At 50.6% G+C, this 16,516-nt stretch carries 10 protein-coding genes; 4 read left to right on the top strand and 6 right to left on the bottom strand.

Annotated features, from left to right (window positions below; genetic code table 11):
• Window positions 1-6: 6 nt before the first annotated feature.
• From dnaJ to NATSA_RS10665, 4 genes are all read right to left on the bottom strand, one after another.
• Window positions 7-1,167 (bottom strand): molecular chaperone DnaJ, encoded by a 1,161-nt coding sequence (gene dnaJ / locus NATSA_RS10680; protein ID WP_210512451.1) that lies wholly within the window; start codon window positions 1,165-1,167, stop codon window positions 7-9.
• A gap of 9 nt (window positions 1,168-1,176) precedes the next feature.
• Window positions 1,177-1,851, bottom strand: coding sequence for a nucleotide exchange factor GrpE (locus tag NATSA_RS10675; RefSeq protein WP_210512449.1), 675 nt, complete (start codon window positions 1,849-1,851; stop codon window positions 1,177-1,179).
• A gap of 188 nt (window positions 1,852-2,039) precedes the next feature.
• Window positions 2,040-3,095, bottom strand: a complete 1,056-nt coding sequence (hrcA, locus tag NATSA_RS10670; protein WP_246481808.1) for a heat-inducible transcriptional repressor HrcA — start codon at window positions 3,093-3,095, stop codon at window positions 2,040-2,042.
• Between the two features lie 86 nt (window positions 3,096-3,181).
• The gene (locus NATSA_RS10665; protein ID WP_210512446.1) at window positions 3,182-3,565 is read right to left on the bottom strand and encodes a VOC family protein; all 384 of its coding nucleotides are present in this window, start codon (window positions 3,563-3,565) and stop codon (window positions 3,182-3,184) included.
• A gap of 149 nt (window positions 3,566-3,714) precedes the next feature.
• Here NATSA_RS10665 and rsmI point away from each other — a divergent pair, with 149 nt between their 5' ends.
• Both rsmI and lnt read left to right on the top strand, forming a co-directional pair.
• Window positions 3,715-4,434 carry a 16S rRNA (cytidine(1402)-2'-O)-methyltransferase gene (rsmI, locus tag NATSA_RS10660; RefSeq protein ID WP_210512444.1) on the top strand — a complete coding sequence of 240 codons (720 nt, stop codon included), beginning with the start codon at window positions 3,715-3,717 and terminating at the stop codon, window positions 4,432-4,434.
• A gap of 63 nt (window positions 4,435-4,497) precedes the next feature.
• Entirely contained in the window at window positions 4,498-6,069 is a 1,572-nt protein-coding gene (gene lnt, locus NATSA_RS10655; RefSeq protein ID WP_210512442.1) for an apolipoprotein N-acyltransferase, read from the top strand.
• Between the two features lie 14 nt (window positions 6,070-6,083).
• Here the strand turns inward: lnt and sov are convergent, their stop codons facing one another.
• Window positions 6,084-13,325, bottom strand: coding sequence for a T9SS outer membrane translocon Sov/SprA (gene sov / locus NATSA_RS10650; RefSeq protein WP_210512440.1), 7,242 nt, complete (start codon window positions 13,323-13,325; stop codon window positions 6,084-6,086).
• Window positions 13,326-13,605: 280 nt separating this feature from the next.
• On the opposite strand from sov, the gene NATSA_RS10645 reads away from it, so the two are divergent.
• Complete coding sequence (locus tag NATSA_RS10645; RefSeq protein WP_210512438.1) at window positions 13,606-15,096, top strand: LptF/LptG family permease; 1,491 nt, start codon at window positions 13,606-13,608, stop codon at window positions 15,094-15,096.
• The gene (locus NATSA_RS10640) at window positions 15,093-16,175 is read left to right on the top strand and encodes an LptF/LptG family permease (RefSeq protein ID WP_210512437.1); all 1,083 of its coding nucleotides are present in this window, start codon (window positions 15,093-15,095) and stop codon (window positions 16,173-16,175) included. The genes NATSA_RS10645 and NATSA_RS10640 overlap by 4 nt, the downstream gene beginning before the upstream one ends.
• 12 nt (window positions 16,176-16,187) lie before the next feature.
• Here the strand turns inward: NATSA_RS10640 and NATSA_RS10635 are convergent, their stop codons facing one another.
• Window positions 16,188-16,502, bottom strand: a complete 315-nt coding sequence (locus tag NATSA_RS10635) for a DUF3467 domain-containing protein (RefSeq protein WP_210512435.1) — start codon at window positions 16,500-16,502, stop codon at window positions 16,188-16,190.
• Window positions 16,503-16,516 lie beyond the last annotated feature (14 nt).

Raw genomic sequence — 16,516 nt, 5'->3', positions numbered from 1 at the left:
TCACATTCAGGTAAACACCGATTTCACCCGTTCAAACAGATTTTCCCGGACTTCCTTACTCTCGGCAGGATCAAAATTGCTGGATTCTTTCAGCGACTCAATCATCTGTTTCTCCTCTTCAGAAACTGATGTCGGAACAAATACATTTATCCGGACATACTGATCACCGAATCTTTTGGTGTTCAGCCCTTTGATACCTTTTTCACGCATGCGGAGCATCTTGCCGGGTTGCGTACCGGGATCAATTTTGATCCGGGCTTTGCCTCTGAGCGTGGGCACCTCGGTCGTCGTGCCGAGGATGACATCCGGTATACTGACATTCAGATCGTAGAGGATGTTGTCTCCGTCACGCTTGAAATGTTCATGCTCTTTCTCTTCGATCAGTACGATTAGTGTACCGGCATCGCCTCCGCGAATCCCGGCATGTCCCTGTCCGCGCAGGCTGATATAGTTTCCTTTGGTTACTCCGCTCGGGATCTGAATTTTCACTGTCTCTTCACCCCTTACGCGACCTTCACCCTTGCAGGAGTTGCATTTGTCACGAATAGTGCGGCCTTCTCCCTGACAGGTTGGGCAGGGCTGCACATTCACAAACTGTCCGAACATGGTTTTGGTTACCTGGCGTACTTCTCCGACACCATTACAGGCATCGCAGGTCATGTAATCATCTTCGGTCTCCGCACCGGAACCTTCACAGGAATCACAGACCACAAATTTTTTGACCTTGACCTCTTTATCCGTTCCGAAAGCGATCTCTTCGAGGGTCAGGTTCAGCGATATTTTCATATCATCACCCGGGCGTCCGGTACCGGAACGGCGCCGGCTTCTGCCCTGCGCTCCTCCCATACCTCCGAATATGTCACCGCCGAAAATGTCACTGAAGCGGCTGAAAATATCATCAAAACTGATGTCTTCGAAGTCTGCTCCGAATCCACCGGCATTGCGGAGTCCGTCATGACCGAACTGGTCATATCGTGCCCTTTTATCCGGATCTTTGAGGACTTCAAAAGCTTCAGCAGCTTCCTTGAATTTTTGTTCTGCATCCGGGTTATCGGAGTTGCGGTCAGGGTGGTATTTCATGGCGAGCTTGCGGTATGCCCGTTTGAGCTCGGCTTCGCCGGCACCTTTATCAACTCCTAAAACTTCGTAGTAATCTCGTTTAGACATGTGTTACGATTATTGACTGACTATAACTTTGGCGTGCTTGATTACGCGGTCTCCCATCATGTACCCCGGTTCGAGGACCTGGAGGACTGTATTGCTTTCGACAGAATCATCTTCGGCAGGTTGTGTCAGCATGGCATCATGCTTGTCCACATCAAAAGGAACACCGGTCTCTTCTACAGGTTCCACATTGTACTCCTCCAGAATCCGGTCAAAATTATTCAGAAGCATTTTCAGTCCGTCGTGAAACCCTTTATCCACGTTTTTTTCGCGGGACAGCTCAATGCTTCGTTTGAGATCTTCACGTATACTTAAGAATTTTGATATGGAAGCCGCGCGGGCCTCATCGTATATGTGCTCCTTTTCCTTCTGAGTGCGCCGCTTCAGATTTTCGAATTCGGCAGCCTTACGGAGCATGCTGTCACGGGTTTTCTGAAGCTCCTCTTCCAGCTGCGCGATTTTTTCGTCTTTCTCATCTGCTGCCTGTTGACCGGCCTGATCTGAGGATGCTGCTTCATCATCCTTTTTATTTCCGGAATTCAGCTCCTGTTCCTGCGTTTTTGACTGGTCCCCTGATTCAGAGGATGCGCCGCGACTGCCGGCTGAATTACCTGATTCATTCAGATGATCGCTGTTTTCATTCATATCAGCCGAATTACCTGCCTGTTCAGAAGAATTTGCTTTCATTTTTTCATTGTCAATCGTGTTCATAAATAACTTGTAAACTCTTCGAAAAATTTCTGTTGATCTATATCCTTGATTTCGTTGATTCCGGCGACTGCCCTGTAATTCACAATTCCTTCCGCAAACACCAGTTAACGAAACCGTTTTTATTCTATTGGATACCGGAACCCTGCAAACCTTACCGGCATGATCTATGCTCCGGGATTGTATACATTAAAGCGGTTGGCAAGCTGCTCAACAAGAGCTACCATCCTGCTGTAATTCATTCTCGTAGGCCCCACCAGTCCTATGGTGCCCTTAATGCCGCCATAGTGATAATTGGCAGAGACGACACTGCACTGTTCCACCTGCTGAATTTTATTCTCTTTTCCAATCCGGATACGGACATCCTTTTCGCTGCTTTCCACCCGGGGATCGTCAAACAGGTGGATAATCATGTCTTCGTTTTCCAGCAGTTCTACAATCCCCTTGTAATTTCCGAGATCATTGAACTCCGGCTGAAGTGCCATGTATTCCACACCACCGAAATGAAACCTGCGCAGATGGTTATCATCAAAAATCGTGTCGGCGCTGTCAATAAACACCCTTATTAGACCGGAATAATCGCCTTGGTCATAATTGGCCAGCATTTCGTCGATCTTTTTAGCGATTTCGCTCAGTTTGTAACCGTGAAGACGTTCGTTTAGAAATCTGGCAACACGTTCCAGCTCATCCGGCTTTATTTCGGTCTGCACTTCAACGGACAGCGTTTTGACGATGCCGCTTTCCACAGTCAAAACCACAAGTATGCGGTTCGAACTGATGGATACGAGTTCAATTTTGCGGAATACTCCGTGTCCGAGTTTCGGTGCGATGACGACAGCCAGCAGATTGGACAGCCGGGCCAGGATGCGCGCCGCCGACTGCACCGCATCATCCACATCATTGGTCAGAAAGTTCTGGATAGTATCGAGAATTTGCTTCTCCTCCCTGCTCAGCTCGGAAACCTGCATCAGGGAATTGACATACAGCCGGTACCCGTCTTCGGTGGGTATGCGACCCGAAGATGTGTGGGGATGATCCAGCAACCCTTTGCTTTCCAGACTGTTCATTGCATTCCGGACTGTCGCGGAGCTGATATTCAGACGATACCTGTCCACCAGTGTCTTCGATGCAACGGGACTGGCCGTCACAATGAAGTTCTGGATAATGTATCTGAGCACCTCCTGCTCTCTGTTTGTCAGTTCGGAAAACCCTGTCAGTTTCATCACAGTCGTCGCTAATTTTTCTTTTGTAACTTGGTAAGTTAACAAAAAAAACAGCCAATTGAAATCACCCGGCCAGTTGCACAAGTTCAGCCGCCTTCGTTGAAAATCTCAATCATGTTACCATCAGGATCCGATATGAAGACAAAACGACCTGTTTTCCTGTTTGACGGCCCGCTCAAAATGGTCACTTCCCGCTCCTTGAAATATTCTGCCAGCTGATCAACCTCCTCCGGGGAATCCACAAAAAAACCGAAATGGTCGACGCGGTAGTCCTTGGAAGCGCGCTCGTATTCTGTTTCAGCCTCTACAAGCACCAGCGAATCCTTCCCGATCCGGTATACCGTCATGCTCCGGCCCATTTTCTTTTCAACCTCAAATCCAAGCACCTCCCCGTAAAACTCCTCTGCCTTCTCGATGTTATTTACTCTGAGTGTAATATGATTAAGCCCTTTAAATCTTTTTTTTGTCATTTTTGTTCAGTCTGTTGTCGTTTGTAATAGATAGTTTTCGTTGAATACCCGCCGGTGATCACCCGCCGCGCCTAATATAACGCATTTTTCTTTATTTCAGTTTAGTCATACTTTAGGTCAGTATTCTCCCAAAAATTAGACAAAACGCTGTGAGCACACTGTATCTTGTAGCAACACCCATCGGCAATCTTTCCGACTTTTCACCCCGGTCCATAGACGTACTCAATTCGGTTCACGCCATTGCCTGCGAAGACACCCGGACTTCCGGCCAGCTTTTGCGCCACTTCAATATCGGTACACCGACCCTCTCTTTCCATCAGCACAACGAGCACCGGAAAACGGCTTCTGTAATTGAATACCTGGATTCCGGCAAGGACATCGCCCTGATCAGTGACGCCGGAACACCGGGAATCTCAGATCCCGGCTTTCTTCCTGCCAGGGAAGCTCACAGAAATGGTCACCGGGTTTGCGCCGTTCCGGGACCGTCTGCCCTGATTACCGCATTGTCGGCCAGCGGACTGCCGAGCGACCGGTTTCTTTTCGAAGGATTTCTGCCGGCAAAAAAGGGACGCTCCGGCAGAATTGATGCCATTGTTGATCAGGAATGTACGGTTGTGCTTTTCGAGAGCGTTCATCGTGTGATAAAACTTGCAGAAGAGCTCTCTGAGCGCTGCACACCGGACAGGATGATCGCCGTCTGCCGCGAACTTTCCAAGCACTTTGAGGAAATTATCCGCGGGCCGGTACCTGTTGTAAGCAATAAGCTCCGGGAGCATGCGAACCTGAAGGGAGAGTTCGTCATAATTCTTGCCGGCAAGAATTACCGGGAAGATCCGGTCAGCCCGGATGCAGACAAGCCCGGCTTATAATGACCTCTTCTCACGTGACAACCTAATGTTAACCCCGGCAACCAATTCATCAGTTAAGACAACATGACAGCAGGCCTTACAAACCTTTTTTTGCATATCTGGAACCGGAAGTGGACAGCCAGCCTTGTCTCCGGGCTGTTGCTCGGCATCAGCTTCTCCCCGTTTCCCTTTCCATTTCCATTGCTGATCATTCCCGCCTTTGTGCTGATGCTCCGTCTGACCGAACTTACCGGGTCCGCACGGGAAATGGCCTATGTTTCCTATGCGGGTCTGCTCTTGTGGAATATTATTACAACGTACTGGCTCACCTTTGCCACCATCGCCGGCGGTATTGCCGCCATACTGGCCAACAGTGCCATCATGACGTTGCCCCTCATGCTGATATGGATGATCCGGCACAGCAGGCTGCCCTTCTGGCTGACTGCGCCGAGCACCCCTGCCGTCTGGCTCACCTACGAATTCCTGCACTTCCGGTGGGATCTGTCATGGCCCTGGATCAGTCTGGGAAACAGCTTTGCAACCGCACCCTGGCTCGTGCAGTACATTTCGGTGACCGGTATGCTTGGTATCACATTCTGGATAGTTTTATGTGCCTGGCTGATCTTCCGCAAAGCTCATCGCTACCTGGTTCTTGCAGTGCTGGCTGTTCCGGCTCTGGGCTCAGCTGCATGGTACCACTTGTATGAACTGAAACCGGTGGATACAACCGAAGTCGCCGTCATGCAGCCAAATTATGACTCCTATCTCCATCTTTCAGGATACCCCGATGCCATTACACCGCTTGAAGAACTCCTTGAGCTGAGCGATGAAACCATTACATCCGAGACACGCGCCGTCTTCTGGCCGGAAAATGCCATCAAAGCACTGATCCGGCAAGACGATCCGGGACAGGCGGATGTCGTCATCCGCGATTATGTGGAATCATGGGATATCCCTCTCATTGCCGGGTCATCCTTTCTCAGAAGATACGAACCCGGCCAGGAGCCGCCTGTAGTCCGCGGCGAATTTGGCGGGCGTCCCTACAACATTTACAACTCCGCACTTGGTTTTTATCCGGACGGTTCGCTTGATTTCTACAAAAAAGCCAAGCTGGTGCCCATGGTTGAGCGGGTTCCGTTTCTGCATACGCTATACCGGATCGACCTGTTCGGATGGATCGACTGGAGCAGCCTGGCCATGTTTGGCAAGGGAAAAACGTTAGATATGTTCGACGTGGGCGGCCACAAGGTCCCTGCCCTTATCTGCTACGACTCGGTTTATCCCGACTGGGTACGCAGTTTTGTCAACAATAACGCAGGCTTTCTGATGGTCATCACCAATGACGGCTGGTGGGGCAATACAAGCGGACATATTCAACACTATGAGTTTGCACGGCTCAGGGCCGTCGAAACGCGCCGGACCGTTCTGCGCAGTGCCAATAACGGATTGTCCGGCGTGATTCATGCCAACGGGAATGTCGCCGTGAAAACGACCTACTGGACGCAGGACCGGTTTGTCTACGATGTGCCGATTTACGATCACAAAACGTTTTATGTCCGTTACGGGGACTGGATCGGATGGCTGTCACTTGCTCTCACACTCATCGCATCGGGCATGATGAGCAGGACGAAGATGACAGGTCGGCGGAATCCTTAATTGAAACGGTCAGGTTAGTTTGAACGGATCGATACCTGGATATTGAAGCGGATATCCTGGTCGGTTCTGGGATAGGTCCCTGTGGATCTCGGCATCAGGCGGGTATAACTGTACTCCAGGCCGGCATTGATCGTCCGTGAGAACTGATACTTGACGGATGGTCTGAGCTGAAACTGTGCTGTTCCTCTTTCATCCGGTGTGGACCGGGTAAACTGGTCAATTTCATCAGGCGGAAGCTGAAGGGCATCTGCGATGTCCTGATTAAGGCGGAACGTATAGGTCAGGTCGTCACTGTAACTGACTGAGAGATTCAATTCAATCTGGTTGTTAAGCTGCCGGAAAAACGGGATCCGAAATCCTCTTTTTGAGTAGCTGAAGGTAGAGGTGATTCCCTGACTGTTGCTCTCGGTGATGGTATTATTGGAAAAACTTATGCTGACCCTTTTGCTGCGATTGTATTGTATCTGGGTCCTGAGGTTGTTTGCCCATGTAATGTTGACACCAATCAGCGGAGAGAAAGAGCGTTGCAGACTGATGGAGCGGCTTGAATAATCCGGCTGTTCATACAAAAATGTATACCCGCCAAGTGACCTGGACCGGTCTGCTCCTCTGTTGGCATTGAGCTGCCATCCGGTTTCATAGCGGCTGGAATAGCTGTGATTGATGGTCGCGCGCTGGATGAAATCATCCAGAAATTGCAGGCGTCGCTCCCAGCCCGACCAGTTGATACTCCAGTTTGGCAGCGGTATGGGCATATACCCCCGTTCGCCGATCGTACCCGATGCAAATCCGAGATAGGAGCGGCGAAAATCTTTTTCAAGGCTGCCTGATGTCAGCGGGACATCATCCGCATCAAGATCGGTAATTTCCGGATCTTCGCCGAACTCATCCAGGGCTCTGCTCAGCTGCCGGTCAAATAACGCATCATAACCCGCGCCGAATGCCCATACAGATGTTTCCACTCTTCCGGAGTGCTCTCTTTGCACACTGAGTTCATCCGGGAAAATAAGAGTCTGATTTTGCGTGCGGGTATCCTGCCAGCTGGTCCGCCAGTCGACATTCACAGTGAAGTCACTGAACGGGCGCAATCCTGATCGGACGTTCAGCTGCTGGCGCGAATCCTTGGTTGCCCTGAGCGATAACTCGGTCCCGGGTTCGGGATTGGTGATCAGTTTGTTCCGGGGTATCTCACTTTGCAGGCCAAGGCGGTAAGCGAATGGTGGAGAAAAATTGGAATCATCCGCAGAACCGAACATGTGGTAAATCTGGGAACCGCCGTCATATCCGCTTTGTGCGGAACTGCCGCTAATATTATAGGAAATATTCAGATTCTGGATACTCAAGATGCCAAGCAGAAAGCGCCGGCCATAGTAGACGACCTGCTCGCTCAACTCCCTGTCAACAGATTCTCCGTTATCTCGGCTTTGCTGCCGTTCTCTCCTTCGCTCCTGCTGAGCCTGCTCATCCGCCTGCTTTGCCCGTTCGTAGAGAGAAATCCGTTCCAGCAGGTTCTGGGTTCTGATCTCCGGATTTTGATCCAGACTGTACTGGTTGGTCAGATTGGCACCAAGGCCCGATCCTTCCGGACTGTTCTGCCAGCGGAACTGTCCGCGGTAGGAAGCAGAATAATTGAACCAGTCGAGCCCGTCGATCTGGTTGAGCCGCGGACGCCACGATGCCGTCCATGACTCCTGGTAATTGTCGCGGCGCGGAGACACGGCCGGATCAAGAAGCCAGTCTTCCATGACTTCAAACGTTGGTTTCAGCCGGTACTCCACCTCATCCTCGTCCGGCGGCTGCAACGGAAAATCTGTGTCAATGGTCTCCGAGACAGGCCTTTGTCCGATAGACTCCAGATTCAGCCGGGTCTGGTTGCTGAACGAAGTTGAAATGGTTTGCGTCAAATTGTAATTAACGGACACATTAGACCGGAAGTCAAAGTTGTGCCGCTGCTGCAGATCGAACTGACTATCCGTGAAGCTTCTTCGACGCTCTTCCGAGTAATCGCGATTCAGGTTTCCTCCAAAGGATACCTGACTGGGTACAAACGTGAAGCCAGTTTCGGAAATCCAGTTCAGAACGGGCACGTTTTCCAGAAATATCAATGGCCTGACCACCCGGATATCACGGATATTCAATCTGTAATTCAAGCTCGTCCGGTAATCCCAGGAATCCCTGAATTCAAGCCGGTCGCTGCTTTCTTCCCGAATATTGTAGACATAGCCCAGGGTCAGGTTATCAACAGTATTTCTCAGAAACCACGACTCGGAATCACTTTTAGACACATTGGAAATATTTACGCTGTACCGCCGGTCTTCTGTCCTGATTTGCCTGAGCATCTCGTCAATCAGCCGGTCCTGCTCATCCTGCGGCTCGTCACTGGCTCTGACGGCATCCTCAAAATCCGAAAACCGGATGTCGCCCTCCTGCGGCAGAAAGCGGGGGGTGCGCTGGCTTCTCCGGGCAGATAGCTGAACCGGGATATTCCAGCCATAGCGCTCCGGAATGAAACGGTGCATGTTGATGGTAGTTGACAAGTCATACGAATAATCATCATACATCTGCCTGTCAGCCAGACTGGCATCCAGGGCGCCGAACCCATCGGTAGACCGGGAGAACCTGGCCCTGACTGTTGCCAGATCGGCAAACCGGATGTCTGTAGACATGTTTGCAGCCCAGCCTTTTTCATCATCAGCTCCTGAAACCCGCAGCTCATTGACCCATACCTCGGCATCCAGTGACGGCTTCCCGCCTCCTCCGCTTCCACCGCTCTCACTGTCGTGCGGATTCCGGATACCAATAGCCACTTCCCTGACCCGCTGCAGTGACGGATTGCCTTTGATTCCGATCACGGTTCCGGGAGGGGCGTCTTCCGGCAAGTCCGTGCGCTCATACAGTTCGCCCGCATCAAATTCCTCAAGGTCACGGGCCTGCTTGAGCGCATTCAGCGATGATAGTACAATGTTCACACTATTGGAGTCCGGAATCCAGATGCGGTCGGTTTCTTCCTCCAGGATGGAGCGGTCGGGATCCTGTGCCAGCGGTGTAAAGTTGAAGTCCGGATCGGTCGGTGAAACCGGCTGCCTGTATTCATAATAATTATCCGTCAGGTCGTTGCCCATCCGGATGACCACTTCCAGATCCGAACGCCTTTCGTATCCTTCCCCGTGAACAAACATTCTCAGATTGGAGAAATTCAACAGATTAAGTCCGCTTGGGTAGAGACGCTGAATCATCCGGTACTCACCAGAACGCAGGTCCTCAACCCGCATCGACAGCGACTGCTCGTTAGCAAGCACCTGCTCCTGCTGTCCGCTTCGCTGAGTGGCACGGATTGCCCCGTTGGGCACACGATACGGGATAGGCTCACGGTTCGAGTTTTCTTCGATGTTTACCGTAGCCACGTCGAAAATGGTATTTTGATATCCGTCCCTGCTGATTTCTTCAAATTCACGCCACTGATTGCCGACAAGCTCAAATGTAGCAAAACGCATGGTCATTGGTTCGCGGTAGCCGCTCATCCAGAAACGAATATGCTGAACCCGCTCAAGATCTTCTATCGTGCCAACTTCCCGGGCGATTTCCCGAAGCGGAACACGTACCAAATACCAGCGATCCGTAGGATCGCTCCCTTCCACGCGGTCCACAATGTAGTTTTTCCCGACCTGCATGGAACTGGTATCTGCCGGATTCATCGGTATTTCATACTGGAAATAGGAATTGTCCCGGTTTACACGTGCCGGATTTTCGAGACCTTCGGTATCCGGCCGGTTGGTTATGGACCGTGAGTCCCCGTCGGACAGGGAGTTGCCTTCCAGAAAACCGTACATCCGGTGAAAACGCTCGTGAAGGGGCAGATCGCTTACTGCAGGATGGTTAAAATAGTAGTACCGGTCATTGGAGGGGTCTTCCTGTATCTGCTGCAGCATTTCCGGCTGGTCTGAATACTGAACTTCCATGAGCTCGAGCCAATCGGCAAACAGCGTCTGCTCATTGAATTCACCATCGGTGCTGTGGGCGCCATCCAGACCGACATCCTCTCTTTCCTGTGTTTCGACGGAAAATTGACCGGTGAGATTGATTCTGTCGGATGGAATAACATAAGACCGGCCGGCATTTCCTACATTGATATTATTGCCGTCCTGGGCGCGTGCCAGACCGTCCTCGGTGTTAAGCTGATTATTGGGAATCACATCCTCGGAAACCAGTCCAAGGTCGATGTAAATTTTGCCGTCATAATCTTCGAGATCACCGGCTGACGGTGTACGGCCATCCGGAAGCAGGGGCTGTACCCAGAACTCAAGAAATTCCACGTTGTTCTGGCGCAGATCACTCTGGCCGCTGGGAAGTGTGGCGGTCATTCCACCCCATGTGTCCTCCGGACGTCCTTCAAGCAGGTCTCTGAGGTTTTCATTGTAGTTATATGGACCTCGTTTGCGCGGATTGTAATGGATGTCGAGTGTTTGCAGACGGTCTTCCTGACGAAGCACTTCCCGGTTGGGGAACACATCCGATACCGAAACCGGCAGTGACTCCGGAGTTCTTGCAGCATCGGTAACACGCCCGACATTAAGCGGAATCATGTACCATGAAAACTTCCCGCGCATGTCGGACCGCGCGATGCGGGATCCCATGCTGTTGTCATCGGTATTCATGTCGGAGTCATACCCCGGAATGGCATGAGGTGCCGCGGCAATATTCCAGCGTCCCGGACTCAGGAAATTGATCGTTGTCTTGGAGCCTTCAAAATCGTCAATAAATGACAGGCCGGTTTCTTCATCCGGGTACAGCTCACCGCGGTCAGCAGCCCGTGAAACCGCACGCGTTTGTGCAACATTTGGCCGAAGCTGGGCGAACTCACCACTGATACGGATGTCCGAGTCGGCCCTGGTCTGAAGCAGCGGGATCCAGTTGATGGCCCTTGTAAGCCAGGGAGCATCAAATTCAGCAGATCCGTCAAATCCGATGATGGAATTCTGGATAGGTTCATCCCCGATCGGAATCTTGTCCTGCAGGGGGCGTTCGCGAAGGGTAAAATACGTGCTGCCGAAACGGATGTTGTCATTTACCGTGTACTCAGCCCTCACACCGGCAAATGTGGTTTGCTGAATCTGGAGCATCTGATTGCTCTCATAATCAATAACTATTTCCTGCCCGCTCTGCAGATAGCGGTCGTTTGTAATGACAATGTTACCAATGGAATAATCCACTTCGTAATCGACCCCCTCGGAGAGTTCCACACCATTGGCTCTTACACTGACCGAGCCTTCGACTAAAGCAAAACCCAGGTTATAGCTGTCCTGAACGGCGCCTGTGCTCACTCCGCCGATGTAGTAGAGATTATTTCCGGATTCGCGCCTGGCGTTATCCTGCGAACTCTCATAAAGCTCGGTAAACGCATATCGATTGATGTTTTCCTCTATTTCGGCCTGAGGCAGATCGCTGTTTTCGTAAATTTCGCGAATCCGGCCGCCAAATGGTTCCAGGTAGGGAAAAATAATGCGGCCCCGTCTGGCATCAAGCGTACCGGTTCCAAAATCGATCTGATTATTTGACCCCAGAGACTGGTCCGACCCTACACGGTCAAGTCCGAGATCCTGAAGCAGAACGTTGCTGAGTCCCGGCAAATTGGTCTGGCTGGTATTTCCCCCGTCAAAAAGAATGTCCACTTCCAGGTCATCCGGAGTGAGGTCGGTGGCATTCAGACTGTACACGTTACGCATGGTCAGGCCCCATGCCGAGCTGCTCGATGTCATATTGGACGGGCGGAGGAGCTTGAGAAACAGACGGCGCTCATCGCCGATATTTTCGTCACCGACATCAATATATTCGCCTCCCGATGAGTATGCAAAAGATATGGCCAGAGCCTGGTTGGAACTCAGCCTGGACTCCAGCGACAAGTACCCGTTGCTCTCATTGAACGTGTAGTCTTCCCCCTCTTCGAGCGGAACAAAGTTCCCTTCTACGAACTCATCACCGGCCACACCGAAATCCGAGGCTGACGGAGTTTCAGACGGATCTCTGTAAAATTCGATCAGATCTTCATCAAATGGATCGGCATCGGTATCGGGCAGCATGTAACGGTCACCCTGCATGACCACCCCTAGATCCGTCAGTGCCACAGCGCGGCGCTGTCCGGACTGTTCGGTAGATGAAGTATTCAGGACATATACATCCATACGTTCAATATTGAACATCCGGCGGTCGGTTTGCGGATCAGACATGGCATCTTCGAACTCTTGCCTGGCATAGAAACTCAGGAAAAAGTGCCGGTCATTATCATATGATGCAGGTCGTATCTCAATCGTACTTTCCTCAGTACCGCCTGTAATGGTCTGGGTTTCGCTCTGCCCCTCTTGCTGAGAAACAACGGAAGTCAGCCGAAGCGGACCGAATTTGGCTTCCGATTTAATCCCGAAAAGCGAACTTCCGCCCCGGATCAGGGAATTTCCGGTCTGCATCGAAACATTTCCCATTTCGATACTCTGCAGTATTTCATCTTCATAACCCTCATAACGTATGCTCAACCGGTTTTCAAAATCAAACGATCGCTCTGTGTCCCAGTCAGTCCGGATGGTAAGCTTGTCCCCTATCGACCCCTGGATATTCAGTCTCAGGTTTTGTTCAAATACGGGGTCGATGCGCGTTTGCTGATCAGGAGGCAGCGACGGATCCTCGGTTTCTCTGATAGTTGCACCCACATTCATGTTTGCCGTTCCCGTAACACGGAGATTCACTTCGGGCCGCCCGAAAATGGTGGTGAATGCCGATCGCTCCCCAACAGGCAGATCCAGTGTAAAATCCAGCAGGCCGCGCCGGGCATCTCTCTGGCGTCGCATTTCATTTACCAGACGTCTCCAGTTGGCTCTGGCTGTATGTTCAAAACTCAGTTCCGACATGGTTTGAAAATCCAGTTTCCTGGAAAAACCAATGGGCACACCATACACTTCTCTTTGAACAGTATAATGATCAAGCGAATCAAGGGTTGTAAGCACGCGATCTCTTGGCAGGTCTATCTCAATCAGCGGGGAGCGTTTGCGCGGAAAAGGATCGGTAACGCGGGAGCCGCGCGGTGAGGGGAACTTTTTCTGACTGGTCCGCGGCAGGTTTGACTCCACATCCGTCCCCATCTGAGACGCAGCCCTGTTGTTGATGCGATCATCAATACCGTTTTCCCGCAACGTATCCGTTTCCTGCGCGAGTACCAAAAGCGGAAGGAACAACAAAAAGGCAATACCTGTCAGCAGGCCTGCCAAACCATTACAAACCGTTACAAAATACAATGAAAAAAACTCAGTTTATCCCTGGTCCAAAAATACTACGGTTGAAGTGAGCAAACGGTAAATATTGGTCTATAGGCTGACAGGTTTTCAAGATTCTTGGTCATATTCAGACAGGGAAATTAGAACCCCTGCAACAATGAATCAATGCCCATTCGTTAATTAATTGGCAGGATACGACAGATTTCTGATATTTTGCCGTTATCTTGTGTAAAGACATATCTAAAATAACGATTATTCTGCATTTTTATTCAAAATGGCGGTCAATTTTCTGAAGAAGTTATTACCCGGCAGTATCGAACGAAACTTGCTCAAGCAGCATATAGGGCCTTTCGTTTTCTGCTTTTTTACCATTATGTTCCTGCTGCTGATGCAGTTTCTCATCCAGTTCATGGATCATCTTGTCGGGAAGGGTATTCCGTTCACCGTTATCGTAGAGCTGATCATGGTCAACCTTGCCTACATGGTGGTACTGGCTGTGCCGATGACCATACTTGCCGCCTCTCTCATCGCATACGGGAAATTTTCAGAGCAGAATGAATATACAGCCGTTCGTGCAGCCGGTGTCCACCCCTTCCGGATCATCCGTCCTGTTCTCGGAGTTGCGATTATGATGACTATCTTTCTCGGATGGTTCTCAAATGAGGTGCTGCCGGAGGCCAACTACAAGGCCAGGGCTCTGTTCATGGACATCCGAATGCAAAAACCCGGATTTGATCTGCAGGAAAACACCTTTTATGAAGGTATTGAAGGGTACACCTTCCTGGTAAGGGATGTCCCGCAGGACTCCGATTCGCTGTTTGATATCACATTGTTCCAAAGGCCGGAAAAAGGACGTGACCGCGCCGTCATCAAGGCAAAAAAAGGCTTGCTTGAAAGCGACGAACGCAACATGAGCCTGACGCTGAATTTGTTTGACGGCACCATCATGCGGTATCTTGAACGCGGACGGGGTTCCGGGGGTACATTGCATGAGGAGACCGGATTTGACTCTTACCGGATATCTTTCGATTTGTCAGATCTTACTTTTTCGCGAACAAATCCCGAAGACCGAAGCCGTGACGGGCGCTCAATGCGTGCCCAGGCCATGCTTGCGCTGGTAGATTCACTTGAGCAGGACAAACAGCGCGAGATCAGGAATTTCAAAAACTCCCTGCTGGCTTCCCACATCACACTCCACGAAGACCCGGACACCACTGTCGAAACGGCCAGTGTGGATGAGGAATATGACTATATGCAGGACCGGGATGCCCATGACCACAGTGATGACCGGCCGGACCGCACAATCGGTGCACAAGAGGAGTTCAAACCTCTTGAATCGTTATCCTTCGTAACATTGCGCAATCTTTCATCCGCTCAGGAGCAGCGCGAAGTTTCCATGAGGGGACTCACACAGATACGCAATACCCAGACCATGGCCGATAATCTTGTAAACAACCTGCAATGGCGTGATGAGCGCATTGCCCGGTTCATGGTAGAAGTGCACAAAAAAGCATCCATTCCGGTTGCATGCATTCTGTTTGCGTTGATTGGTGCACCACTTGGTCTGCTGGTCAGAAAAGGAAACATGGGTATCCATACCATTATCAGCACCGTCCTTTTCACCTATTACTGGATCAGTATCATACAGGGTGAAAAACTTGCCGACCGGCTGTACATTTCTCCGTTTGTGGGCATGTGGTTTGCGAATTTCACCATGGCGATTGCCGCAATCATCCTGCTGTATCTTGTTATCGTGAAAAAATGATCAAAACATTCGATAAATATATCTTCTTCCGGATGCTTTTGACCAGCAGCTTTGTTGTGGGTCTGCTGATCTTCATTTTCATCATCATTGATTTTTCGGAAAACAGCGGAGAATTCACCGATCGCGGAGCGTCGCTGAGCGAGATCTGGTATGATTACTATTTGAATTACATCCCCGAAATGATCAGGCTGGTATCGCCGGTAGCCGTGTTTGCAGCCTGTCTGTGGCTTACGGGGCAAATGGCCAACCGGCTTGAAATCATCGCACTGCGTGCAGCCGGAATCAGTCTCTACCGTCTGCTGGCCCCCTACATGGTCTTTGCCATTCTTGTTGCAGCCACCATCAGCTACCTTGACGGGTATGTCGTGCCGCGTTCCAATGCCATCAGGGCTGAATTCGAACAGAAATATATAATGAACCGGACGGAGCGGCTTGACCGCAACCGTATTTTCCGGCAGGAATCACCGGACCGGCTCATGCTTGTGAACTATTTCGACATCCGCCAGAAAACCGGCTACAGGGTGACTTTTTACACGTTTGATGACGACAAGCTTACCGAAACCATGGAAGTTGGCCGCATTTCCTGGCAGGACAGCACAGAGAAATGGCGCCTGGTCAACGGCACCATTAAAAAATTCAATGACAGAGGGTATGAAGAGATATCCTTCGACGAGCGGGATACAACGCTCAACCTCTATCCGCGGGATTTCGGCCGGACCTCCTCGGATGTCTACCAGCTCACCTACCCGGAAATTCGTGACTACCTCGAATCAATAGAACGAAGCGGTGCCGGCGGAATTGACATGCCGAAGGTTCAGTATTACGGAAAATTAAGCTATCCGTTTTCAATTATACTGGTTACGATTATAGGTGTTGCCGTTGCCTCGGTAAGACGAAAAGGCGGACGCGGGGTACACATCGCCGTGGGACTGGTCATCAGTTTTCTCTACCTGGCACTGATGAAACTATTTGAGCCTTTCGGCTACACCGGTGCCATGGATCCGATGCATGCGGCGATCGCACCACACGGAATTTTCTTCATCGTAGCTCTCTTCCTGCTTTTTTCAGCAAGAAAATAAAACGAAGCAGTTTCACGCTTCCGGCAGAGGACCGCGATATTTGAAGGGTTGATGGGGATCGTTCTTGCTTTTGGATTTTATCTCCCCGTGAAGCTCTTCATAGCGCTTGATATTATCCTGAAGAGCATTTGAAAATCGTTTTGCGTGCTCCGGTGTCAGAATCATGCGCTTCATTACTTTCGCTTTTGTCAGGCCCGGCATGATGGCAATAAAATCGAAAACAAATTCCGAGGGAGAATGAGTAATCATGACAAGGTTGGCATAGGTGCCAGGCGCCTCCTCTTTCGTAAGCTCAATCTCCATTTTTTTATCTTTTTTCTTTTCCATAAGTCATTTGTATT

The organism is Natronogracilivirga saccharolytica (assembly GCF_017921895.1).
GTDB classification, from domain to species: domain Bacteria; phylum Bacteroidota; class Rhodothermia; order Balneolales; family Natronogracilivirgulaceae; genus Natronogracilivirga; species Natronogracilivirga saccharolytica.
The sequence above is the reverse complement of the archived record's forward strand: the minus strand, read 5'-3'. Positions and strand labels throughout refer to the sequence as shown.